19 protein-coding genes are annotated in these 25,032 nt (G+C 34.3%); 6 read left to right on the top strand and 13 right to left on the bottom strand.

All coding sequences use genetic code 11. From position 1 onward, the window contains the following. The first annotated feature begins 200 nt into the window (after window positions 1–200). Window positions 201–1,946, top strand: a complete 1,746-nt coding sequence (locus SCA31_RS21655; RefSeq protein ID WP_410699114.1) for a CocE/NonD family hydrolase — start codon at window positions 201–203, stop codon at window positions 1,944–1,946. A gap of 25 nt (window positions 1,947–1,971) precedes the next feature. Here SCA31_RS21655 and SCA31_RS21650 read toward each other — a convergent pair whose 3' ends face one another. The 5 genes from SCA31_RS21650 to SCA31_RS21630 form a co-directional block, all read right to left on the bottom strand. Continuing rightward, window positions 1,972–3,345, bottom strand: coding sequence for a serine hydrolase (locus tag SCA31_RS21650; protein ID WP_410699113.1), 1,374 nt, complete (start codon window positions 3,343–3,345; stop codon window positions 1,972–1,974). 33 nt (window positions 3,346–3,378) lie between these two features. Beyond that, entirely contained in the window at window positions 3,379–4,092 is a 714-nt protein-coding gene (locus SCA31_RS21645) for a DUF1266 domain-containing protein (RefSeq protein ID WP_410699111.1), read from the bottom strand. A 6-nt stretch (window positions 4,093–4,098) separates the two neighbouring features. Beyond that, complete coding sequence (locus tag SCA31_RS21640; protein WP_410699109.1) at window positions 4,099–4,797, bottom strand: hypothetical protein; 699 nt, start codon at window positions 4,795–4,797, stop codon at window positions 4,099–4,101. Window positions 4,798–4,840: 43 nt separating this feature from the next. Further along, window positions 4,841–6,304 carry a serine hydrolase domain-containing protein gene (locus SCA31_RS21635; protein ID WP_410699107.1) on the bottom strand — a complete coding sequence of 488 codons (1,464 nt, stop codon included), beginning with the start codon at window positions 6,302–6,304 and terminating at the stop codon, window positions 4,841–4,843. Window positions 6,305–6,455: 151 nt separating this feature from the next. Then, the gene (locus SCA31_RS21630) at window positions 6,456–7,595 is read right to left on the bottom strand and encodes a helix-turn-helix domain-containing protein (protein ID WP_410699105.1); all 1,140 of its coding nucleotides are present in this window, start codon (window positions 7,593–7,595) and stop codon (window positions 6,456–6,458) included. Between the two features lie 358 nt (window positions 7,596–7,953). Here SCA31_RS21630 and SCA31_RS21625 point away from each other — a divergent pair, with 358 nt between their 5' ends. Beyond that, a complete protein-coding gene (locus SCA31_RS21625; protein WP_410699103.1) occupies window positions 7,954–8,436 on the top strand; it encodes a nuclear transport factor 2 family protein in 483 nt (160 codons plus the stop codon). A gap of 19 nt (window positions 8,437–8,455) precedes the next feature. Here the strand turns inward: SCA31_RS21625 and SCA31_RS21620 are convergent, their stop codons facing one another. Continuing rightward, entirely contained in the window at window positions 8,456–9,154 is a 699-nt protein-coding gene (locus tag SCA31_RS21620; RefSeq protein WP_410699101.1) for a DUF1826 domain-containing protein, read from the bottom strand. 383 nt (window positions 9,155–9,537) lie between these two features. Between SCA31_RS21620 and SCA31_RS21615 the strand changes: the two genes are divergently transcribed. Continuing rightward, entirely contained in the window at window positions 9,538–10,344 is an 807-nt protein-coding gene (locus SCA31_RS21615; RefSeq protein ID WP_410699100.1) for a phospholipase D-like domain-containing protein, read from the top strand. Window positions 10,345–10,429: 85 nt separating this feature from the next. Here the strand turns inward: SCA31_RS21615 and SCA31_RS21610 are convergent, their stop codons facing one another. The 7 genes from SCA31_RS21610 to SCA31_RS21580 all read right to left on the bottom strand — a co-directional run bounded on the left by SCA31_RS21610 (window position 10,430) and on the right by SCA31_RS21580 (window position 21,756). Further along, complete coding sequence (locus SCA31_RS21610; protein WP_410699098.1) at window positions 10,430–12,295, bottom strand: T9SS type A sorting domain-containing protein; 1,866 nt, start codon at window positions 12,293–12,295, stop codon at window positions 10,430–10,432. Window positions 12,296–12,370: 75 nt separating this feature from the next. Continuing rightward, on the bottom strand, window positions 12,371–17,275 hold the full coding sequence (locus SCA31_RS21605; RefSeq protein WP_410699096.1) for a PKD domain-containing protein: 4,905 nt from the start codon (window positions 17,273–17,275) through the stop codon (window positions 12,371–12,373). A gap of 451 nt (window positions 17,276–17,726) precedes the next feature. Continuing rightward, complete coding sequence (locus SCA31_RS21600; protein ID WP_410699095.1) at window positions 17,727–18,431, bottom strand: hypothetical protein; 705 nt, start codon at window positions 18,429–18,431, stop codon at window positions 17,727–17,729. A gap of 66 nt (window positions 18,432–18,497) precedes the next feature. Continuing rightward, window positions 18,498–19,316 (bottom strand): tetratricopeptide repeat protein, encoded by an 819-nt coding sequence (locus SCA31_RS21595; protein WP_410699094.1) that lies wholly within the window; start codon window positions 19,314–19,316, stop codon window positions 18,498–18,500. Further along, window positions 19,313–20,485 (bottom strand): hypothetical protein, encoded by a 1,173-nt coding sequence (locus SCA31_RS21590; RefSeq protein WP_410699093.1) that lies wholly within the window; start codon window positions 20,483–20,485, stop codon window positions 19,313–19,315. Before SCA31_RS21590 ends, SCA31_RS21595 begins: the two co-directional genes overlap by 4 nt. 61 nt (window positions 20,486–20,546) lie before the next feature. After that, on the bottom strand, window positions 20,547–20,720 hold the full coding sequence (locus SCA31_RS21585) for a hypothetical protein (protein WP_162926079.1): 174 nt from the start codon (window positions 20,718–20,720) through the stop codon (window positions 20,547–20,549). A 340-nt stretch (window positions 20,721–21,060) separates the two neighbouring features. Then, complete coding sequence (locus SCA31_RS21580; RefSeq protein ID WP_410699091.1) at window positions 21,061–21,756, bottom strand: helix-turn-helix domain-containing protein; 696 nt, start codon at window positions 21,754–21,756, stop codon at window positions 21,061–21,063. Between the two features lie 248 nt (window positions 21,757–22,004). Between SCA31_RS21580 and SCA31_RS21575 the strand changes: the two genes are divergently transcribed. The 3 genes from SCA31_RS21575 (at window position 22,005) to glsA (ending at window position 24,442) form a co-directional block, all read left to right on the top strand. After that, window positions 22,005–22,727, top strand: coding sequence for a hypothetical protein (locus SCA31_RS21575; RefSeq protein WP_410699089.1), 723 nt, complete (start codon window positions 22,005–22,007; stop codon window positions 22,725–22,727). 83 nt (window positions 22,728–22,810) lie between these two features. Beyond that, entirely contained in the window at window positions 22,811–23,332 is a 522-nt protein-coding gene (locus tag SCA31_RS21570; protein WP_410699088.1) for a hypothetical protein, read from the top strand. Window positions 23,333–23,428: 96 nt separating this feature from the next. Then, complete coding sequence (glsA, locus tag SCA31_RS21565) at window positions 23,429–24,442, top strand: glutaminase A (RefSeq protein ID WP_410699086.1); 1,014 nt, start codon at window positions 23,429–23,431, stop codon at window positions 24,440–24,442. The last annotated feature ends 590 nt before the right edge of the window (window positions 24,443–25,032 follow it).

The following is a 25,032-nucleotide window of genomic DNA, read 5'->3' as shown; positions in this document are numbered from 1 at the left end:
AATTTAAAAATTAATCTCTTATGAAACACTCCTTAAGTGAAAGCCTAAATCAGTACACTTTTTGCTGACGATTTACAATCAACTTATTACTTTGAATTAATTAAAAAAAGTAATAAGACTATTTTCATATATGTAAAAAACCATTAACTTCAGACGTAGGACAGTAGATAATAAATCTAAAAACTAAGTAAAAATAACTCATGAAAGTATTTTTGAATTTTATCATTCTATTTCTGGCATTTTTTATTGGCTCAGCACAACAAACTAAAAAAGCAAAATCAGAAGATTTAAAAAGTATTTATACCATACAAGATAGCATTTCTGTAAAAACAAGAGACGGGGCAACCCTATCTTTAATCGTTGTAAGAAAAAAGGGGGATGAAACTCCTAAACCTGTAATCCTCCAATCCACTATATATGTTAGAGATACCGGTCGAGACATTGTATCATTAAAGAGATCTGTAGACAATGGCTATGTGGGTGTTATTGCCTATGCAAGAGGAAAAAGATTTAGTCCCGACGAAATATTTCCATACGAAAATGATGCTAATGACACTTACGATGTTATTGATTGGATCAGTAAACAAAAATGGAGCAATGGAAGTATCGGGATGTATGGCGGAAGTTATAATGGATTCACTCAATGGGCTGCATGCAAAACCCTACACCCTGCCCTCAAAACAATTGTACCTTCAGTAGCTGCACGACCGGGTCAGGGATTACCCGTAGAAAACAATATTTTCGTAAACCCCAATTATGAATGGTCATTTTATGTTGGAAACAATAAATATCTGGATACCATAGCCGGAAATGACAGAAAGCGTTTCCGTGAAATGCAAAACAAATGGTGGGAAACCGGGGCAGCCTACAAAAAATTAGACAGCATAGATGGGGTTCCTAACAAATGGTTTCAACGATGGATAAGTCATCCGTCTTTCGACAGCTATTGGCAAAAAATGACACCCTATAAAGAGGATTTTACACAAATAAAAATTCCGATTTTGGCATTTGACGGTTATTACAATGATGGGCAAAGCTCCGGATTGTATTATCTAAGAGAGCTTCAAAAATATAGTCCGCAAACACCCGCTTATCTTATCATTGGGCCTTACGGACATTTTGGTACACAGAGTGGCGGAGAAAGTATTTTGTATGAATACAAGGTAGATCCGGTTGCATTGTTTGACATTAATAAAATTACGTATCAATGGTTTGATTATATTTTAAAAAATGGGACTAAACCAGAAATTCTAAAGGACAAAATCAACTATGAGGTAATGGGTGCCAACAAATGGCGAAGTGCCCCATCAATTGATAAAATGAATGATGGCTTTTTAACGCTCTACTTAACTCACAACAAGTCTGGAAAATTCTATACGCTGAATCCAAAGAAACCTGTTAAGACAAATTATCTTTCGCAAGAAGTTGATTTTGTCGATAGAGAAACAACAAATAATGATTATTATCCGGAACCTCTTATTCGGAAAGAAATTGATACAGCCAATGGGTTTAATTTTATTAGTGAGCCATTAAAAGAATCTATGTTGATAAATGGTTCATTCCTAGGCACCATTAAAGCCAGCATTAACAAACTAGATATGGATATTGGTATAACCTTATACGAAGTAATGCCGAATGGAGAATATTTTCATCTGTCTTATTTCATTGGGCGGGCTAGTTATGCAAATGATATTACTCAAAGAAAATTACTAAAACCCAATACAATTGAGAGCATTCCATTCTCTAATACTCACTTAGTAAGCAAAAGACTTAGCAAAGGAAGCAGATTATTAATCTACCTTAATGTAAATAAAAATCCTTTTTCTGAATTAAATTACGGAACAGGTAAAACTGTAACCGATGAGACCATAAAAGACGCTAAAGAACCATTAAAAGTAAAATGGTACAACGATAGCTTTGTTAAAATCCCCATATTAAGAGACTAATATCCCATTAAGATAATTGCTGCAACTAGTTGTTATTTAAAACCTGTTTTTTTCGTATTTCCATCACGCCGGCCTTAATCAATTTAATACCAGAGTATTTCCCTTTGGCATCTTTAATAAATTCAACAGTTCTGTTATCATCATCTGACCTGAAAAATTTATGATCTGATTCCGGAAACAGTTCAATCTCGAAGTCGTTATAATAGAGCTTTCCATTGTTTTCAAGAATTTTAATATCTCCATAATTTCCTATAAAAAGCTTATAAAGAGATCCGTTGTTTTTAACCTTTTGATGATGATAGGGCAGTTCAACATCTTTACCAAAGCACATTGCAGCTAATCCATATGCAAGCAAGTAAGAGGGAGACTGATTATTAGACAGAACAATGACAAGCAAATCATCATCTGTATAACGGTTGAGGGAAGTCATGGCACCGAAAAAACCACCGTCATGGGCTATCAATTGATGTCCCTGATTATAAAATGGATTGATCAGAAAACCATATCCGAAGTTTTGTTCGTTATAGGCGGTAAACATCAATTGCTTTGTTTTTTCACTTAAAATTAATGTACCATATAGAGCTCTATCCCACTTTATAAGATCATCTACTGTGGAGTATATCCCATCATGTCCAATATTGAATATCCAATTGATATATGGATTTTTGTTATAATTTTTTCCTTTCCTGATATATCGGTCAGACATATTGGGGATCACTTCATCATTTGTCATAACGCCAGTCTCATCCATTTTCAGCGAATCAAAAATATTCTCTTTCAAGTATGTCGAATAGCTTTTACCACTTACTTTTTCTATAATACGCGCCAACAAATAATACCCGATATTACTATACGCAGTCTGTTTTCCCGGCGTAAATAAAAGTTCGTTTTGAGCAATATAATTCAATGCATGATCCTGGCTTAAAGAAACCTGGTTAAGATAAAGCTCATCAAAGTCCATTGGAAGCCCTGACATATGTGAAAGCATCATATGAATTGTGATCTGATCACCTTTTGGAAAATCTGGAAAATATTTATTCAGGGGATCGTCAACGGATAAAAGTTGACGCTCTGCCAATTGCAGAATAGCTGCCGCAGTAAACTGTTTGCTTACGGAAGCCAAGCTGAATTTTGTATTAACGGTTGTCTTTACCCCCCATTCGTAGTTTGCATATCCATAAGCCTCACGTAGAAGTAAAGAATCCTTTTTTACAACGAGTACAGCACCACTAAACCCATTGATATCTGTCTGGGCCTGCATATAATTTGATAATTTTTCGGAAAGACTCATCCTATTCTCAGTTAAGCTGACTTTCTCTTCGATCGTTTTGATTTGTGAAAAGCTTTTGAGAGAGAGTAAACTCATTCCTAAAAAAAATAACGCTTTTGAGTTTTTCATACTTTTTGGGTGTTGAACATACAATTTTTCCAATCAAATGTATGTTCTATTTTTAAGAGGACTTTGTTTGTTATTCAATAAATCATTTGCAATCTGTACCATTCCGCTATTACTACCCCCACCCCAAATTGCTCTTCCAACAATATAACTTGTTGTATATTCTTTCCACGTGCTGCAATATTGCTTCAATTCCTGATGGGATTTTGCTACATATTCTATGAGTTCCTTTTCAGAAATATAATCTAATTCGTAGCAGCAGCGCGCAAGAAATACACCTCTCCCATAATTCCAACCACTATCTTTTGCTTTTTTTAGCTGAACAAAGTCTGTGATAATTTTCTGTTCAATCAATTCAGGAACCACATTTCTTAATTTTCTGAACAGACCTAAATAGTAATCAAAAACGTTGTCTTCATTGGATATATTTGATCTTAAAATATCAAAATAGTTTTCTGGATTTTCAAACGCTTTATATACAATATCAAGATTTTTATCTTGATTTCTGGTGTGTAGACTTTGGAGAATTTCTATAGCCTGATTTTGGTCTGATATTCCCCAATAGGTATCAACTAGCTTTGTAATATCGGATTTGTTTAAACCTGTTTCATAAGAATTCAAGTATGCCGATTGTTGTTCGGCATACATTGAACCTACAAGCAAATGATCTAGCAAATAGCCATTTACTGAGTTTTTATCATTTAAGCGTATGCTTTTAAATGCATTTAAAAATTTTGAAAAAAATCCCATGTTATATTAAGATATTTTTAGGTTAGGAAATTTATCTTGTAAGATTTTGACGAATTTTTCGCCGACTACCTGATATTTTGCTCTGGTCTCTAATTGCTTTTTGAGGTTAAGCATATCTTCCGGATCTACTGTATAATTCAGTCTGTCATGAATTTCAAGAGATAAAGAACTTCCGTCAATATCAAAAGTAATAACATGTGTTTTGGGCAAATATTCTTCTGATGATTTTGAATAAACACCTAGCTGCGATTTCAAGATCCCTCCGTATTGAAGCCTGGCAGTTTCTATTCTAAAATGATCAAATACAATATGTTCATCTAATTCGCCCACTGTATCGGTGCTGAAAAAATGCAGATCATTTCCACTTAAAGCCCAAAAACAATCTGTTTCAATTCGTTTAAGCTTTACACCTATTGCGGATAATGCTACATTTTTTATTCCGTCAGTTACAAGTTCCTGCATTTTATGGGTTGTTGACTGGGGAACAGATGCTGAAGTAAAAGCATCAATGGGATTACCTCCCATCCACTGTGTTAGTTTTGAAAAATCCTGCGCTAAAAGCTCTTGTTTGTATTGGTTATATTTAGTTCTTTCGGAATCTAAATCAATTTCTGATTTTGCAGTTTTGTGTTTTTTATTCATGATGATCATGAAAGCTACGCCTGCAATGATTAATACGGCCGGAATTAAAAATAATGGATTCATTCTTTATTGGTTTAAGTTTTTTGTTTTTAAATATATATTGGACTTATTTTTTAATCATTTGAACTTCTGTTTTCATGGAATCTCTTGTTAAGATGACAGAGTTTACTTTTTCATTACTGAAATCAAATTTTAATGTGTTCGGATAATCTACAATTTTAAAGGTCCCATTTTTCAGATACTGCAATTCGTTAGCATTTTTTCCTTTAAAATATCCCAAAAATAGAGATTCAACATAGAGACGGTTATTCTTTTCTACAATTCTTGTTTCCGCCCCCTGCCCATAAAGAAAGTCGTTATATGTTCCGATAAGTTGCTTTTTTAAATTCAATGGGAGTTCCTGAATGTTTTCATTGGATACTTTCTTATTCCAGTTCATTAATGTCAGAAGTTTTATGCGGACTTCGTTCATCACGGGAATACGATTAGGCTTTTCCCCATTTGCAAGAATTACAAAACCATTCCCATCTTCCATAGTAGCCAAAATACTCCCTCCTACTCCCGTATTGGACCCATTGCACATCAACCAATCATAGTTGTTATAAGCAACAGACTTTTGCCATCCATAACCCCAACCTCCAACAGCATTTTTCAAGGCTGTGACTTCCGTTACTTTTTTGGCAACCTGATGAGAAATCACTTTATTATTTTTATTGCGTAAAGCATTTTGTATCTCAATAGAAAGCTTAGCTAGATCTGTGGGAGTAGACCATACTCCTGATGCTCCAATCTGCGGGGTAATCGGCAAGCCTTTTTTAATAACTTTTCCATCTTTATCATGAACAGAAGCTACATTCGTTGGAAATCCTTTTTCATTGGGTTGTATCATGGTGGTATTCTTCAAGCCAAGAGGTGAAAAAAGATGTTCTTGTGCCAATTCTGCAATCGATTTATTGAAAGTATCTTCTAATGCCATTTGAACAATTACATATCCACCTCCGCTGTATTCAAAGTCGGTTCCCGGCGTGAACAGGAACTCAATTTCCTTATCATATCTTGGTATCTGCCCTAAAAGACTTTGTTTTATCGTCGGAATTACATCTCCCTCGTAGTAGTCTGAAAATCCACCTTGGTTGGTACCCGAAGTATGATTAAAAAACTGTTTCCAGGTTGGGCTATTGCTTTCTGTAAATTTACTTTTTGGTAAATGCCATCTTTTTAAATATTTATCAATTGGCTCATCCAGTTTAATTAACCCTTTTTCTTCAAGTATGTGGCAAAGAAGTGCTGTTATGGGCTTTGTGATTGATGCTGTAGAAAAAGCAGTATTTACATCTAATTTTTCATTAGAATTCATTGATTTCACTCCTACCTGACTTGAATATACAATCTTGTAATTTTCAAAAACAACAAGGCTAAATCCCGGAAGCTTATACTTTTCTAATTGTTGATCAACTTTTAAACTATCTGTAAGAAAACTGTAGTCTCTTTTTTCAGCAAAAACTTTTTTACTTGTCTGGCAACTTGAAACCAGTACCATAAGAATTAGAAAATAAAGAACGTTTTTCATTGTATCGTATTTTGGTTAAAAATTTATTTCGATACAAAGATGTGGAAGACATTAAAGCTATGCGACCGAATAAAATTAATCGATCACATTTGTTCAAAAAAATAGGTTCGAATCTTTCGAAAAAAAGTATGAATAATTACAAAACACTGAATTATAAACTTTTACGATAGAAAGTCGGTGTATTTCCCGTATGTTTTTTAAAAGCGGTATTAAAAGAAGATTTTGAATTAAAGCCAACTTCGTACAAAATTTCAAGGATCGTGACCTTACTTTTTGTATCATCTTTTAAAATATTCATAGCACTCTCGATCCGATAGGCATTCACAAAATCATAAAAATGCTGTCCTAATTGATGATTGATTAAAAGAGATAGCTCTCGAACAGGAATTTCAATCTCATTAGAAATATCCTGAATAGTTAGTGAAGAGTTAAGATAAGGTTTTTTCTCAACCATATATTTTTTCAAATTCAAGAGCTCTTCATCATATTCTTTTTCATTTACTGTTGACTGTTCACTGCTTTTCTCTTCGGAAACAATCTCGGAAACAAGTTTTAATTTCGAATCGATATTTCTAAAAAGACCGGGATTATTTAATGCCTTGAATAGATACCAACAAAAAATAAAAAGAGAAGATACCCAAAGTCCGATTTTGATCCATTCCGAAATGTAAGGATAATCAGAAAATTTGAAGATGTTTTTTAAAAGAGCTACCGTATATAGAATGGTCAATACAATGGTAAACTGAAATAGCCAATTATAGGAGCTAATACTTTTCCCTGCATAGTTTTCAAGATAGAGTTTCTTTGATTTTCTGAGTACTCTAAAAACAGTAATGAGGTATATAACAATCTGAAGATGTATTAAAATATGAATGAACTGGATCTCTATCATATTCTGACGATTCTGAATAAAACTAATCTTCGATGCTACATCTACAGTATAAAAACGAGGCAGTAAAACCAAATTAACTATTAAAAAAGGAAGCAGATGTAATAAATATTTCAGCTTTAACTTAAAATCGGAGTAACAGACTGATATTATATAGAGATAAAAGACAGGAATTTGCAGGAAAGCGAAAGTGGTTCTAAACATCCCCAGATTCGATGGTCCATCAGTCATCATGTTAAACAAAGGCTCACTAATATCTATTGCATTTAATAGCAGAAAAACAGCAAACAGAGAATTACTTGTTTTGTACTTTGTTTTAAGTGTAATCAGGAAAAATGCAAGAAATAGTGAAATGAATAAAGAGATTATATTCACAATAATTAATAAATTAATTTTATCCATTTCTTAGTATTCTTTGTTTATTATTAGTTTATTTTCAGACCTTTTATTATAATCTTTATAATCTCTTTAGATTTAAAATCCGACAGATGCAAATATAAAAATTAGATTGACATTTTCAGAGTTTTTTATTATGCAAAACAATACGTACCTATGTCGCCCAGGGTAGAAAGACGTACGGGTTATCTTCTTAAAACATTCGTTGAATTTCACAATAAAGCTAGTATACTCTTTTACTTTGAGTTACGTCCATTTACTGATTTTTATTAGACATATTAATTTGCTGGAAAACTTTAAATCCGTAGGAAATTTAATGCTTAGATTTACTCAATCAATTAATCTTATACTTACCATTGAAGCCATGAAAAAAATTACATTCATAAGATTTTTATCCATTATACTATGTTGTTTACTGGGTTCAACGGTCTTTTCCCAAACAAAACCTTACATACCTGTTTCCAAAGAGCTGTATCATACGATTATGGAGAAAGACAGTATGCTTTTCAACACGGCTAATAAAGGAGATATTGATCAACTTAAAGTTTTTTTCACCAAAGACCTTGAATTCTTTCATGATGTTGGCGGTTTGGCTGGATATGAAGAAACTGTTGATAATTTTCGGAGAGTGTCCAAAAATTATGCATATACCAGAAGAGTACTTGTCCCAGGGAGTGTGGAAGTATACCCCATTAAGGATTATGGAGCTATCCAAACTGGATTGCATCAGTTCTGTCGTTTAGAAAATGGAAGTATGACCAACTGTGGAACTTTCAAATTCGTTCATATTTGGAAAAACACCGATGAGGGTTGGAAAATTTCAAGAGTTGTCAGCTATGGCCATTAAAAAATATTCATCAAATGGTTTAACAAATCAACAGTAATCGGTATTCACCATCGTTTTCTACAGGCGCTCTATGAACACAAGGTAAAACCTGCTGCGCGGGATGATCTACTGCCAGGCGCCAAAGATGTCCTATCCCTAAATTAATAGGCTCTGCATTGGGTTTAGGCTCGTAATGAAGATCAAAAAAACAGTCTTTCAAAAAGGTTTCAAATTCTGCTTCCGGGCCATCATACAATTCTTTAATCTTTTCCCGAACTTCCGGAACCAAAATCTTTTGAACAGCCTGATCATTGGGTAAAATATCACTTGCTGCACCATGATAGGTGCATAAAAAAGTATCCGTACTTACCGGTGAACGATCTACATGATAGGAATACACATCTGTTGAAATAAAATCAAATTCTTCATCCCGTTCATAGTTTTTAAGCAAATTGAGGGATGGTAATGCTCCAAAATCAGTTAATGCTTTCAAATCATTCAAAATAATTTCCCGCGCAGCATTTCCATCTTCTGATAGCTTCAATTCTAAAAGGTCTTCAATAGAAACTTCTGTAACATTTTCTTTTAATTGAAGGTTGGACACAATTTCTTCAAAATCTCCATGTAGGCTCCTATGCCAACAAAGCGCGTTGTTATTCCCATGAAAATCAGTATTTATCAGTTCTGAGAAGCTAGAAACCATTTCAATTTGATTATTGTCAGCAAGTGTATTGTCCATATCTTAGAATAACAGTTTAGAAACTTAATTCTCTGCAAAAATAAGGAATAGGTGAGAAGATAAGGCTAAGATTAAATTTGTTTTTCATCCGTAACATCGGTTAGCCAAATCTGTATAGATATTGTTATCGGTTTTTATCGCTGTATTTAACCTTTCATAGAGCCTCCGGTTTGAGCATTACTCGAAGCAATAAGTATTAATACTCCTCTTAAAATAAATTCACTTTACGGAAACCCATAAAATATACATTGAAAATACCTGTAAGTTTGGGAATAGAAAACGATCTTAAAAACAAATACCGCCTATTATAATAAGTCCCGTTTTTTAAGAAAAAATGTATATTTGCCCCCCTGAGATCAGGAGAAAACTTAAGAAATACAACCGTGTTTAAAGAAAACAAAAGATTTTATTTTAGAATTGATACTGAGCCCAGTGAAGCGATTGAAGTTTTTGTTGGGCAAAATGCAGGAACTCAATTAAACAATGATATATTGAATGCGAAAGAGGAAGTTTTGATTATTTCGCCTTATATAGATGAAACAAAGCTGGATGACCTCATCGCCTTAAAAAACAGAAATGTAAATGTAAGATTGGCATTTAGTGATCTGCGACCAGAACAATACAAGGATATTCTCAGAAAGCTAATTCATCAACATAAAGTAACCGATGTAAAGAAAAAAGAGAAAAGAGAAAGCCAGAAAAACATGCTTTTCCTCTCCTCTATCGCATTATTTTGCCTGGGAATTTTTTCACTCATTTATTTCGGGATGCATGTGATAGATGACCTGATGGATTCTAATAATTTTCTGGCTATACTTGTTTCTCTTGGATCTTTTTATGGATTCTATAAATGTTGGGAAATGAAAGCTGCCGTTGAAAAAACAGAAATCTACACGTATCATTATTCTGAAATTCTGAACTTCAAGTATGTACGAAATAGCCGGTACGACAACAAATTCGTTCATTCAAAAATTTATGTAATAGACCGAAAAATTGCTTACCTCGGATCATTAAATTACACTAAAAGTGGCTTTACCACTAATTTTGAATCCAGGATCAGAATTACTCAAAGAGAAAAAATAAATGAACTGGTTAATTTTGTTCATGACATTTTTGAAGATAACATTAACCTCAAAAAGCATGAACTTTTTTATCTTGGAAAGAAAATCTATAGTGAGGAAATGTATTAATTTATCCTTTTATATCTAAAAAAAAATCAGCGGTCTCCAAGGAGACCGCTGATTTTTTTAATCATGTATTTTGAATTAAAAGAAATTACTTCTTCATGATTTTTTCTGTTATTGTTGCAGATTTTGTTTTAAGCTTAATATAGTAAACTCCTGTTGGAAGAGAGGATAATACTAATTGCTCCTGAGTCATACTTAAAGTTCCCTGCTTTACAGATTGCCCCGTAGCGCCATAAATTTCATAGGAAACCAAAGGCTCCTTGCTTTTAATATAAAGAACATCCTGCACAGGGTTTGGATACACCTGTATTCCAGCCTGAGAAGATGAAGTCTCTACTACAGACAGGCTGCAAGCAGACTTGGCATATTTTGCAAAAAAAGACTGGGATTTACCTTCCGTTACGTTAACAGTCATGGTATTTACATTATCATTGGAAGCGGTAAATAACTGATCATGAAAAAAACCTCCCAATAAATAATTACCATCCTTATCTACGGCAATCGCTGTAAATTCATCCTGAACTTCAAAATTACTATGGATTTCCTCTGCTCCTATTACAGCTCCATTATCTTTGTTAAGACGCACCAGTAAAGGATCTGACAAGTCTCCATTAGGACGTACCATGGAGTAACTTCCCCAGATGTCACTCTTACTTGCCTTGGCAAATGCGATTTCGTTTCCGTTAAGAACAATTTTCCCTTTCATAAAACGATATCCGACGGAATTTGTGAAACCATCAGGAATTTTCGTCCATTTAACTGTTCCATCTGCAGTAAGCCTCATAACAAAAGGCACCTGCCCCTGATAAGATGGTACCGGAAAGGTATAATTTCCAAAAGTAGCGGCAGTAGTTCCTGTGTAATAACGTCCTGAAATATAAATATCTGAGGAACTTGTATCTTTTATAATGGAATGAATTTCGTCATCCATAAAGTTCGGTAAATCTGTAGTAAATTCTTTTCTCCACAACTCTGATCCATTACTACCATTAAAAGCCAGTAGATAGGCATCTTTTGTAAACGCAATGTTATTGTATGAAAAGCTTGCCAGAGTACTACTATAATCTCCATACATCCTTTTGCCTGCAAGATAGTAACGGTCTAAACTTTCATCATACATCAAATTCACTTTTCCATCTGCTACTCCTACACTTAAGTCTCCTGTGATGGGAAGCAATAAGGGAGTGGCTGGTGTCATGTTCCCATTATTATAATTGAATTTAACTAAATAATATTGATATGATGTAGTATAGCTAGCTGGTACTGTAATCAACCCATCTAAATGAGTTCCTGCTCTAAAACCTAAAATGGCATGAATATTTTTGGAAGAATCCATATACATCATTTGAGTATCAGATTGACGTAAAGCCAGGCTTACATCTCCCTGCAAAGGCTTACTCCACGCCAATGCACCATTAGCTGTATTGAATTTCAACAAATGACCTGTTTTACTCCCCGCATCTACGGTATTCTGATCAACAAAATTAATAAAAGGCATGGCATGAGAATCATCAAAGTGTATAGGAATAGAAGTTGGATCGCTAGCATATGCTTCATTAAGAAAGCGCCCCATTATATATAATCCGCCATTATTATCGACCTCTATGTTCCAGGCAAATTCATTGAATCCACTACCACCTATGGTTCTTGACCATCTTATATTTCCCTGACAATCTGTAGAGAAAAGAAGAAGGTCACGGAGTCCATAGCTGGTCACGGGTGTGCCATCTAAATTTTGCCCTTGTGCCCATATACTTGCCAAATAATAAGCATTATTATTGTTATCCACTACAATATCTCTTATGGATTCATCATTTAAATAATTAAAAAAATCTGAGTCATTGCCCGTTTGTCCACCGGCCTGCTTTGCCCATTGCCACTGGTAATTTTGGCTAAAGGATAATAACGGCAACATCAAAAACAGTATCCATAATTTGCTTTTAGATTGTATCATAAAATTTCATTTAGTTATTACATATTATAAAAAGCAGTGTCCTCCGAAGAGAACACTGTTTATTTAAATAGTTGATTAATTTTTAATCAGTTTGCCTTGCAACGAGGTGTCTCCCGTTTGTACAATGACAATGTAAACACCCTGCAACCAGTTAGAAACTTCTACTTCTACCTCACCGGAAGATATTTTCAGTTCCTTACGGAATTTGATATTGCCCATGGCATCAAAAACCGTAATCTGTTTTGCCAGCATTTTTTCATTGCCGGTATTATACGAGATTTTCACTTTTTCCTTTGCAGGATTTGGCATTATTTTCAGAGATGAAGCTGAAGTTACCCCTACTACTCTTTCAGTTTTTGTTGGAGCAGGTTTACCGATAACACCAACCTGAGCAATAAGCTTGCAATCTCCCTGACCCATGAACAGAATATCATCAGTTCCTCCTGGGAAATTAACATTTGGATAGAACGCCAATGGATTAGCATTCATATCGTAAGTACCCCCTGCCGGAATCGTAATAATAGATGGGAAGTAAGCTCCATATCCATTAAGACTGGAAACCGTAAGCGTTACTGCTTGGTTACCTCCATTGAAGATGCTTCCGTGAACATTATAATGATCACCATCCCACTTGAATGATACAATTTCAGAACTCAATCTACACTCTGTCTCTATTCCACATTCTTTACCTGGGAAATAGTTCATTGGCCCTGACTTAAATGTACATCCAAGTTGGCTTATCTGTAAATTATAAGTTCCTAATACACTAAAATATAGTGGATGGATAATGTCATTAACTCCACTTTGGATAGGATTTCCAAACAGCTGCCATTGATGAGAATCAAAAATTCCTTTTGGTCCTAGGATATAACGATCCTTGCTTTTACACTCATCGTAGCAACCTGTAGGGAATACCCACATTAAGCTTTCAATACTTAATGGTACAGTTACCTGACCAGATACCTTGCACCCACTTGGCGCTGTATAGATTACTTCATACACACCTCCTTCATTTACAAGAATAGACTGACCTGTCATTCCGTTACTCCAGTTATAATCTCCTGCAGTTGGTCCTGATGCTGTTAACCTGATTTTGTATGGCTGACAGTCTTCTTTAGCAAATGCTACAATAGGCCATGCCGGCGGATTGCTAACCACAACTGTAAATGTTTTAGATGCAACACAACTTCCAACTCCAGGATAACGAACTTCTAAGGTATAATTATAAGTACCTGCTGATAATCCTGGTGTAGTATAAGTGATTGGATATGGCGTAGATGTCCAAGGCACAACTACAGAAGAACCATTACTCCATTGATACTGCAATGTATTATCAGTGACAATACCATTTAATGTTACAGAACTTCCTGCACAGATATTGGATTTTCCTGATATGCTAACAAATGGAGCACCTTTCAGGGTTACTATTGCCGGATTACGGCTCATACTAAAATCTTTACAACCTTGTGCTGATACAAGTACCGGCCAATAGCTTCCTGATTGTGTAGGAGTGAAAGATATTGAGTTAGGCGCTCCAGGTACCTGTACAGAACCATTCATCCAGATATAACTAGATGGGAAACCTAATGTTGGATTATATACAATAGGCTGAGCATTTCCTTCACAAGCGGTGAGGCTTGATGGAGAAAGGCTACCACCAAAATCAGCACTTAATACGCTAATATTTTTGTCTCCAGAACTGTAATGACATCCCTGAGGGGTTGTAATTTCTAATCTGATGGTTTTTGGACCAGCTGAATTAAATGTAATCTGAGCGTTCTGCCCTGGAGCTACATAAGAGGTTCCGTCAAAGAACCAAGTATATGTATTAGCAGGGTCATAATTTATTGGAGAGAAAGTACTCACTTCCCCTGCACAAAGCCAAGCCGGAACCATGAAGTTCGCGTTAGGAATTGGCTTCAATGTAATAGTCTTCGTCACAGTACACGGTGGTATTCCTAATGACGGTGCAGACATCGTCATAGTAAACGTATAGGTACCTGGCGCAAGATTGTTGTAAGTAGCCGTCTGTCCGTTCTGAACAGGTAACCCAGCTCCGCTAAATGAGTATGCAATAGCACCCGGATTGATATCAAATATCGTAGAGGTGTTGTATAAAGTAACATTGTACCCACTTCCATTACAAACCTGAGTGATATTAAACTTAGGCTCATAATTTTTCTTTATTTCTCTATTGAAACTGTACCAACATGAACCATATCTAAGACGAACAGTCACAATATGCGCTCCTGCAAGATTAGTATTAAATTCAGCTGTATTCAATCCTTGTCCACTCACCAAAGTAAGTACGCTATCAGATCCCCACTGAATTTCATCCGGAGGAATAGTCACATTTAGGTTATTTACCTTAATGGTATTACAAGCTGTCCATTGTGGAGTAAATGATACCTTAGGAGGCGCTGTACAACCCGTACCTGTTCCACAAGACTGGATTACATTTACATTTTGCGAATACACAACACAACCGTTGATATCTTTAGCTCTTACCCTGTAGGTTCCGAATATAGGTCCTCCTGAAATTGTGTAAGCCTCAGTGTTAGCACCCGGTATATCTACCCCATCATGTTGCCACTGCCACTCAACTATATTTGTAAGTCCTGTAGAACTGTTCGCCGTAAGTAAATAAGCAAACATACCTGGATCACAAACCATGATATTATATACTGGCGAAATCGTAATGATCGTTTCAGGAAGTATAGTAAAGTTAGCGGTTGCTGTAGGTTTGTATGTACATCCGTTAGTCCCGCCATATGAAACTGTAACCAACTGAGAAACATCTACTCCCGTATTATTCTGGATATATCCGTTATTTGGGAACGTGTATGTTCCGGATAAATCAAAATTAGCTGGATGAGTTGATCCATTACTAAAAGTGAAAGTCACATCTGTTGCTGAAGTAATCGTTCCCTGATTAACAGTGAAAGTAAGGTCTGAACCTAAGCAAACCTTTCCAACATTCGTAAAGTTAATGACAGGAAGAGTAAGCTTAGTTACAAGCATTTTAATCTCTCTTGTTTGCCCACACTTGATAATCTTCAGCTTTAAATAAGTAGAATTCGTTGAACCTGCAATTTCATTTAGATTTACAGTAACAGCAGAAGTTCCTTGCCCTGATGCAAAACTTCCAAAATTAGCACTCTCAAAGCTCCATTCCATAAAGTCAGGAACAATACCATTCAGATTTGCAATGAATGTTTGTGTACTACTTGGACAGAAAGGTCCCGAATTTGATTTAATGCTGATAGACTTAAGGTCTATTGCCTTAATTTTCGTTCTTATTCCTGCAGAAAGACAACCTGCAACTCCTAATGTTCTGTTTTGTACAGACACATCATATGGTGTAGTACCAGGAGTAAATATAACCGTTACTGAAGCTCCGGCATTACTCCCCTGAATTGTACCGTTTGTAACGCTCCATACAGGTACCATTCCTGGATCAACTGTAGTAAGTGTATACACATAAGGTCTTCCAGGACACACTGTTCTTTCTCCGACAATGGATCCAGAAGGTGTATTTGGAGTTTCTATTACTTTAACAAATAGTGGCTTACTTTCGCAGCCTCCTCCTTGTTTAGTTGCAGTAATTACATAAGAACCAGCTACCGGAAAATCATATGTAAAAGATGCTGTTCCTATTGGCTGTGTTACAGGTACCGCTACACCACCTAATGTTACAGTCCAAACAACAGGTACGTTAGGTGTTGCTGTAAATGACTGAGTTTCTCCTTTACATATTTCATCTTTCCCCCCGCTTATTACGACAGGTTCTTCTACAACAATCGTTTTTACTGCTTCACCACCACATGATAATAAAGTATTAAAATATTTAGCTGTAAGCGTGTAAACACCTGGTTGTGTTCCTGTGAAGAGAACTTCATTTCTTTGTTGATTGAATGTCAATTGACCACCTCCGGGTCCTGTTACATCCCAATCAATCTTTGTAGTCGGCCACTGAGGAAGTGAATATTTGTACTGATTGTTAGCACATACTACAGCCTCTCCTTGAATTTCTACTTTCCTTAAAATTACTGGAATTTTAATAGTAGTCCATTCAGGACAAGCGCATGCAGATTTGTACTTTACATACCCAAAGCCATCACTAGGATGTACATGATCCCATATTACTTCAATTTCATTACCATTATGGTTTACAATTGTCCCTCCAATTACTTCCCATTCTCCTTTCTCACATCCGTCCTGCGCACTATATTTTTCAACACTGCCTTCGCATACCACAGAGGCACACGTGATTTGTACAGGTGGAGCTTCAAGAACCTCAATATCTTTCTCAAAAGTATCGGAACATCCGCATTTATTGGTTACCGTTAATTTGATATGCTTTGGCCCAGCTGTAGTATATGTAAAAGAGGGTTCAAAAGCTGTTGAAGTGCTATTGTTATTATCTCCAAATTCCCAGAAATAATTGACAATATCAGCCCCTCCATTCTGTTGAGAAAGATTATCAAAATGAATTTCGGTATTTTTACATGCCAGCTTTTCCAGGTTCATCAGTTTGAACTCCGCAATCGGAATATTGATTTTTTCAATACAGATGTTCTGGGTTTCAGTATTTCCGTTGGTAAATGTCACAACAGCCTGTATAGCACCGCCTCCTGGACTTCCCCAAGTCACGTCTGCTTCAGTATTTCCTGTACCAGGAACAATTACCGCAGCTCCTCCTGGGGCACTCCATAGTATATTGGAAATATTTCCGCCATTTACCTTGTACCTTACAGTACTGCCCGCACAGACACGGACACATTCGCCAGGTTTAATCATTGCAGAGCCAATGATATTGCTATCTTCTCCTTTATCTCCCCGGAATTCCTGGCATCCGACTTGAGAGTTCCATGTAATATGGGTTAATGTTTGAGCTTGTAGTCCCCACGGTACTAAAAGCCAGCACAGGAGTAGCCATCTAAAAATGTGATGCCTACCCAAATAAGTGGTGTTTTTCATGGTTATTAAAAATGTATTAATTTTCGTTTGGAAATTAATAAAAAAAATAACACAAAAATCATTTAATAGTGAAAAAGATACAGCTTTTAAACACTAAACATTAACAATATACCAATATTCATGCTTATATGTTATTTCACGCCCCTTATAGTTATCTATAAAGATCAATTTATTTTTTCATTCTTAAAAAAAATAGTGTATTTTTTTTGTTTTTCCGTCAGTTTTAAAGAAAAAATTCAACCAAATCAATATGACAACACGTCAAAATGAAGTAATTAAAAGAAAAATATTATAAAATTTTCACAAAAAAAATTAAATAATGGAATTTAATTATGAAATAGATGCATTGAAATTACCAACTATTCAAAATGGTAAAAAAAGAGAACTGAAATCTCAGTTTAAGGATAAGTGGGATTGTAAAGAGTATTAAAATTCGAAAAAAAATGACCTTCTATTCATTATTTAAATACACAAAATCACCTGTGTTTAATTTTCCAAACACCTCATTTTTCAAGGCACTATTGATGATAAATAAATAACTTTCAAGGTGTGGATTCTTTTTCCCCTCCGCAATACTTCTCTTTGCAGGCTCAATTTCAATTTTAAGGGTACCCTTTTCATTGTCATAAACCGTTACAAACCTGATAATCCTGTCTTTCTTTATCCACTCAAAGATCTCCAGATTTTCTTTCCAGCTACCTTTTAGTTTTTTTGGAGTTCCATATTTTAGACTCAAAAGTTTCAGCAATTTATTGTTCTCTTCCGATGTTATCTCATGAGCCACTGCATTGATCACCTTTATGGCACCATCCGTTGTGGTGGCTATATTTACTTTTTGAAAAGAATATTGTCTAAAGACAGCCAATGAAGCGTCTGAGCTCCAGTTGATCTGGCGATACTCATAGCCAAGAGGCCTTCTCCCTTCTGAAAAAACATATGTTGTATCTTTCTGAAACATTATTGATCCTAATTCATCTCCTTTTAACTCATAAGCATTTTCATAGGTCTTACTCTTATTCTTTTCGGGAAATAACATTGAAATCCTGGTGGCAAAATCAAAGTTTTCCAGGTCCAAAGGTAATTCTCCAATTGGCTTGTTTTGCCCATGGCAGGACATCATCAGTAAAAAAGCAGCAAATAGTAGTATTCTTTTCATAAATTTTTACAGTGATTACTTTTAAAATTCAAAACAAAAACCCAAAAACCCATTATGACTAATAAATTACTTGAAAAACTTCTCTGAATAGACATAGGTAAATTGTGAGACCTGATAGGGAAACGTTTCATACAAAGAATTCCCTTCATTGAATGAAGTTCCTTTTTCAAAATTTTCCTTTGATTCCAGAAATAATGCCTTTGCTTCTATTCCTTTATTCAGTTTAGCTAATGATAAAGATTTATAATACTGGGCATCAGCAAAATCCTTATAATGCTTCAATGATACATCAAAATACTCTATAGCCTTTGTGTAGTTACCTGTTTCATATTCTATAACTCCTAAATAAAACATTTCATACGGATTCACCATATTATGCTTTCTTCCGAATGAGACTGCTTTTTCCAGATATTGCCTTGAGAAATCAAACTGATTCAATTGCAAATAGCATAAAGCCATCCAAAATCCATAGGGATGATCCATCACAACACCATCCTCATTTTCCTTTGACAACTCCTTAAACTCATTGAGAGCATCAGTATAATTTTTCTGAAATAAACACTTTATAAATGCCCGATATTCTTTATAATGATTCGTTTTATCTAACTCAACAGCCTTATCCAGATACTTCATTCCCAGTTCATACTTTTTTTGCTTGAACAAAGGCATTGCTTTTTGTTGCCAGAAAAAGGCTTCTCTAGGTAAAATAGCAAGGATAGAATCCAGATATTGCTGGTGTTGAACAGAAAAAATAGAAACCTTGGAATCTTCCTTGATCAGATTCAGGAAGACTTTCTTTTGTTCATCATTCAAACCCTTTGTCATGGTACTACTTTGTGAAAACATGATTATCGGAAAGAAAGCAAACAAAAAGAGGATTCTCATATCGGATTTTTTTCAGCAAATTGTTGATAGGTAAAGTTATAAGGATGATCCTTGAAATCATAGGATTGATAAACATCCTTATATTTATTCTTCATTTCCAGCAACTTATTTTTCATTTCTGTAAAAATAAACATTCCATATTCAAAAAATATATTTTCATCTTTCCCAAATAAATGCTCTAATAACAATAAATCATTCTGACATTTAAGGATGTATATGGAAATCCTCCCTAAAACTTCATGCTCCTGTCTGGGACTTAGCTCAACATTTGAATACATCTTGTCTAAGTTATCAAAAATAAAATAATAGGTAAACAATGCATGCACTACTACCTCCAACGTTCTGGTTTCTACAACATCAATATTCTTTCCTATTAATAATTCCTGCAATGATGTTTCTTTATCAATTTTAAAGAAATTATCATTCTCAAAAAGTATATTGGTTAAAATAACATGGGCAGACTGATGGGAAATATCATCAATAAAGAATATTTCATCATAATCTTCCTGATAGGAGTTATAGAAAGCAAGTCCATGAGCATATTTATGAGAAAAAGAATTTTTATTCATAAAATCAGTGTTAAACACCACACACTTAAAGGCAAACTTTTCAAGCAATTCAAAGCATTCTGGATTATATTTTTTTATAAGCTGATACGCTTTCGCTAGATTTTCCCGCTGCTCCTGTGTTACTTTACTGATTTCAACAGGCACTACCTGAGAATCTGCATCTGTAAAGAGAGGTTCCAGAAAAGGTAGTGGATATTTCAGAAGTTCAATTTTAGTATCATCTACATATTCTATCCCTTCAAAAATATATTCGACCTTATCCCCGTTTAAGAAAATTTCATAATGAGGCTTGCTGATGGTAAGCTCTTCAGAAATGCAAGGGGTGGTAAACCATCCTTTTTGCGGAATATAAAATCTGCCGTAAGCATCCGTTTTTAGTTTTAAATCCTGCTTATCACAATAAGGAAACAGCACTGAATCTAAATTGGTAAATTCATCAACATTAAAATAGGTAAATAAAAATGGCTCCTTATAGATCAAATCATTCTCAAAATCAAGAACTTCAAAAATATTTTCATTATCATTATAAAGCAAAAACTTTATTGCTTCAAGCATTTTTTGATTTCCCTCTGATGCTAATCTTTCTATTAATGCTACCATTTCTATTGTATTATTTTACTGTTTATCTAAAACAAAGGACTGTAAAAACAGTCCTTGTTATTTAGTTTTGTCCTTTCAACTCATCGTTAATTACTGCACGAATTTTATCTTCAAGAGTTGGACAACCGTGACAATCATCTGGTCCTGCAAGTCCTCCTTTAATAGTTGATAAAACTTTTTTCCCATCCATAGACTCTGCTCTTTTCTTAAAGTCGTCTAGTGTTAATTTTTTCATTGTAATTGTTTTTAAAAAAAATTCCTACTCTATAAGCTTTTCGGTTTCCGCTAACAAAAAATTGTTGTCTCAAATATAGATGGGTAAGGTATTTTATTAGATACTGATATTTATAGATTTATAAATCTATAAATGAAAAATGAAAAACAAAACAACAAAAACATTCACAATCAGCACATTATAAACACATCAGGAAATCCAATTGAAAGTTGAGAATCAGAAAAAACAAAAGACAAAACTCGGAATTTATCAAAAGCCTGTAAATGAATTAAAAAAAAGTCTGTATTAAAGATCCTCAAATCCGTCTAAGGAATAATGAATGGACTTAATCACTTGTAAATTATCCTTTTTTACTTTCCAGATTATGCTCAGTATTATTAATTTCTTTTATGAATGCACTTACCGTTGTCCCTGTTTTCTTTTTAAAAGCAATACAAAATGCCTGCTCGTTATTATACCCTAGCTCATCAGCAATTCCACTTATTTTATAGGAACGAAGTTTTGAGTCTTCAGTAATTTGGGCAATGGCATAGTTCACCCGCAGATCATTCAAATAGGCCGTAAAGTTTTTAGCCTTATGAGAATTAACAGCAATGGACAAATAAGAACGATTGGTATTGATCTCCTTTGCAAGACTGCTCAGGGTAATTCCTTTTTCTAAAAAGAGTTTTTTAATTTCAAAGTTCGTGAGTTCATGAAGAATATTCTGGACAATCTCTTCAGGAATTTTTTTAGATAAATGATCTGCAACAGTATTGTCAATGATTACATTATCCTCTTCATAGAAAATGGAATCTTCTATATTGTTATCTTTAAGCTCATTCAATAATACGGCTAGTTCATGGGCTCTGTTTTCATGCTCTTCATTCTTCTTTCTTGCTTTGTAATATAAAATAGATACCAAAACCAACAAACCTACTAATAAAACGATGACAATCAATGAACTTTGTTCAATACTGGAGACACCATAAGGTTTGTAGGATAAAAAAATAAAAGCGAAAGTTACAATGAACAGTACATATAAGCTACTCTTCATATCCCCACCTACTTTTTGGAATGTTAAAAATAAATAACCCAGCGTAATGTTCGAAATAGATTTTCGTTTTGTGTTTAGAGTAGTTTTTCACGGTATTAGTTTGTCCTCAAATATACAGAATTAGTATATTACTTTTATCTCAGTCTAAAATGTAAAACCACCCCAAACATCTGTAGATAAATCTTAAAATTATTGACTTTATATAGTAAAAAGAACTTATTTTGCTAAAAAAACAAAGCACAGGTATAATGCTGAGATATTTTAAGGAAATCATAATAACTTTAGTGGTAGTACTTTCGCGATTGCCTTTTATTTTCAACAGCCTGGGTTCTGACTTAGACGCCTGGAGGGAAGTCTATACCGGAAAAGTATGGCATGAAGAACACGTTTACAACGTTTCACGCTTTCCCGGATATCCTTTCTCGGAGTTTATTTATTCATTAGTATATGACAGGCCTTATTGGTACATCAATTTGCTGTCTGTCTTATTTACCGTTGGCTGCTGCCTCTTTTTTTTCAGGATTCTGGAATTCTTTAAAATAAAGCTTTCCTTTTTCATATCTATAGTATTTGCCTTTATACCGATTATCTATATAAACAGCACGGTAGCAATGGAATACAATTGGTCATTGTTTTTTTTACTCGCCTCCGTTTATTCCATCCTGAATAAAAGACTTGGGGTAGCCGCCTTATTTTTCGGATTGATTGTGAGCACAAGGTTTAATAACATTATTTTCCTGCCTGCCTTTCTATTCCTCACCTACTATTATGCTGAAAAAAATATAAAAAAGGTTCTTCAGTTCTCAATACTATCCCTACTTTTTATCTGTATTTTCTTTTTACCTGTTATTCTGAAATATGGAACTCATTTTGTACAAAGTTCTGGAGCTTCAGAAGTTTCCTACCCCACTTTACTGAGTTTAGGAACACTGCATGTATATGGAGCTTTGGGAATAGCAGCCATATCCTAGCCTTAATCATACAACTCTTCAAAGAGGGTTTTAAAAACATCAAAGACCTATACAAGGATCCCTTCATGCTATTCTGTATAATCATGATAGTATCCAATTTGATTTTCTTTATAAAATACCCATTGGAAGCAGGATATTTAATTCCCTCAATACCTTTCGTCCTTATTCTTTTACAAAAAATAGTACATCAGAAACTGATGAATATTGTATTATACGGATTACTTATTTCTCCCTTTTTCATTCATATCAATACAAAGAAAGTAGATTTTAAAGGAATGGTATTTGTGAATGAAATTTATGAAAATCAGGAATTAGAATATTGCAACAACTTGATAAAAAAAATAGAAATACTTTCCAAAGACACACCAGGAATTTTTCATATAGGAAATTTCTCTGAACAGATTTTACTCATGGGTAATTTTGAAAACAACAACAAGCTAGAGATCGTCAAAAACCTCTCACGTAAAAATAAAGAAGCCATTGTCAATAAAAAATATGTTCTTTATTATATTAATACCGTAGATGGCAAAATAGAAAACGACAAAACCCATATGCTTGAGCAACACGGAAAATTGTTCTACAAGAATTTTGAATTAGTGAAATAAATACCAAGGGTAAGAAGAATGATCTACAAAAAAATGAAATATCTTATCTTTGTTCCTTAAGGCTTATCATTAAACTTTTATTCGAAAATATTCTACATGAAAAAAAATAGCTTTTTATTTTCTGCAAAAGGAATTCTTATTGCAGGGTTTTTATCTCTAAATACTGTAATGTATGCTCAGAAAACAGCAGATATTTCAACAATTTCTGAAAAAACCTTAAGCGGTATTCTTGAAAAAAACAGAACATATTATACGCAGGGTAAAGTTGCCGACTATATTCCTGAATTGGGAAAAATGGATGCTAAAGCTATTGCTTTTTCAGTAGTAGATAAAAACGGTAAAGTCTTTAATTCCGGTGATGTTCAAAAGAAATTCACCATGCAGAGTATCTCCAAGATCATTGCACTAATGGTTGCCGTAAACGAAAAAGGTGAAGCCAATGTTTTTGATAAAATGGGTTATTTTGGTTCTGACAGACCTTTTAATCACTTTTCAAACCTAGAAACAACAGGAAAACCACTTAATCCGATGATGAATGCAGGAGCAATCCTTACCACTTCTCTCATCTCCGGAGATGGAGAAAAGCCTTTCCTTAAGATTCTGGATATGGTTCGATATATTACCAAGAACTCTACCATTGATTATAGCAAGTCTGTTTATGAGTCTGAAAAATCTACAGGGCATCGTAACCGTGGAATGTTCTATCTGATGAAAAACAATGGCTTGATCTCCGGAAATGAAGATCAATTGGATAATTATTTTAAGCAATGCTCCATTGAACTAACAGCAGAAGACCTGGCTAAAATTGGTTATTTCTTCGCCAATCAATGCGTTCGTTTCGATGGAGACTCCACCTATAAAAATGCAGAAATTGCCAAACTGATAGAATCTCAAATGCTGACTGCAGGAATGTACGAATTCAGTGGAGAATATTCAAGAACAGTAGGTCTTCCGAGCAAGTCCGGAGTTGGCGGTGGAATTACCGTAAGTGTTCCGGGGAAAATAGGTATCGGAGTATTCAGTCCGGCCTTAGATCAACATGGAAATTCATTGGCAGGATATCATATGATCTTAGACCTTGTAAAGCAGTATAATCTGAGTATTTTTTAATTTCATTTACTCTATTAAATAAATTCAACACCCGAAAATTAACTTATTTGGATCCGCCTATCCCCTCGTGGAAACTCCATACTATGATTATTTTTTAACGTTTTTTATAAATTAAAGCAGCCTTTCTCTGCTTTTTTTATGTTCACATTTCATAATTCCGTAATAATTTCAATACTCTTTCATCAAGTTACCTTTTTTTTAATTCACTCCTTCGCGAAGAACAATTCACCATTAAGAAAGTGAAATAATTCCCACAATGGTTAATAATACCATATAAATCAATTTCATACAAATTTGATAATCATTTTTTCCAATTTAAGGCACCCGTTTTTTATGGATTTTAAAGGGTAATTATTTATGTTATCTTTTCGTAATATAAAAAAAACAAATCTCTACTTTTTGAAATATTTTATTTTTTATTCCTATCTTTGCTTAACATTTCTTTAACTATAATTAGTTATAATTATAGTTACACAGATTGTGCCGGCATGTTTACAATGAATAAGAAAATAAATCGCATACTTTAATAGCATTTGAACAATCAATATTTTTTTGTTAAAAAATCATTATTAAATTTCATTTATGGTTAA

Origin of the sequence: Chryseobacterium sp. SIMBA_028 (genome assembly GCF_046535285.1) — a bacterium.
Taxonomy (GTDB): domain Bacteria; phylum Bacteroidota; class Bacteroidia; order Flavobacteriales; family Weeksellaceae; genus Chryseobacterium.
The sequence above is the reverse complement of the archived record's forward strand: the minus strand, read 5'-3'. Positions and strand labels throughout refer to the sequence as shown.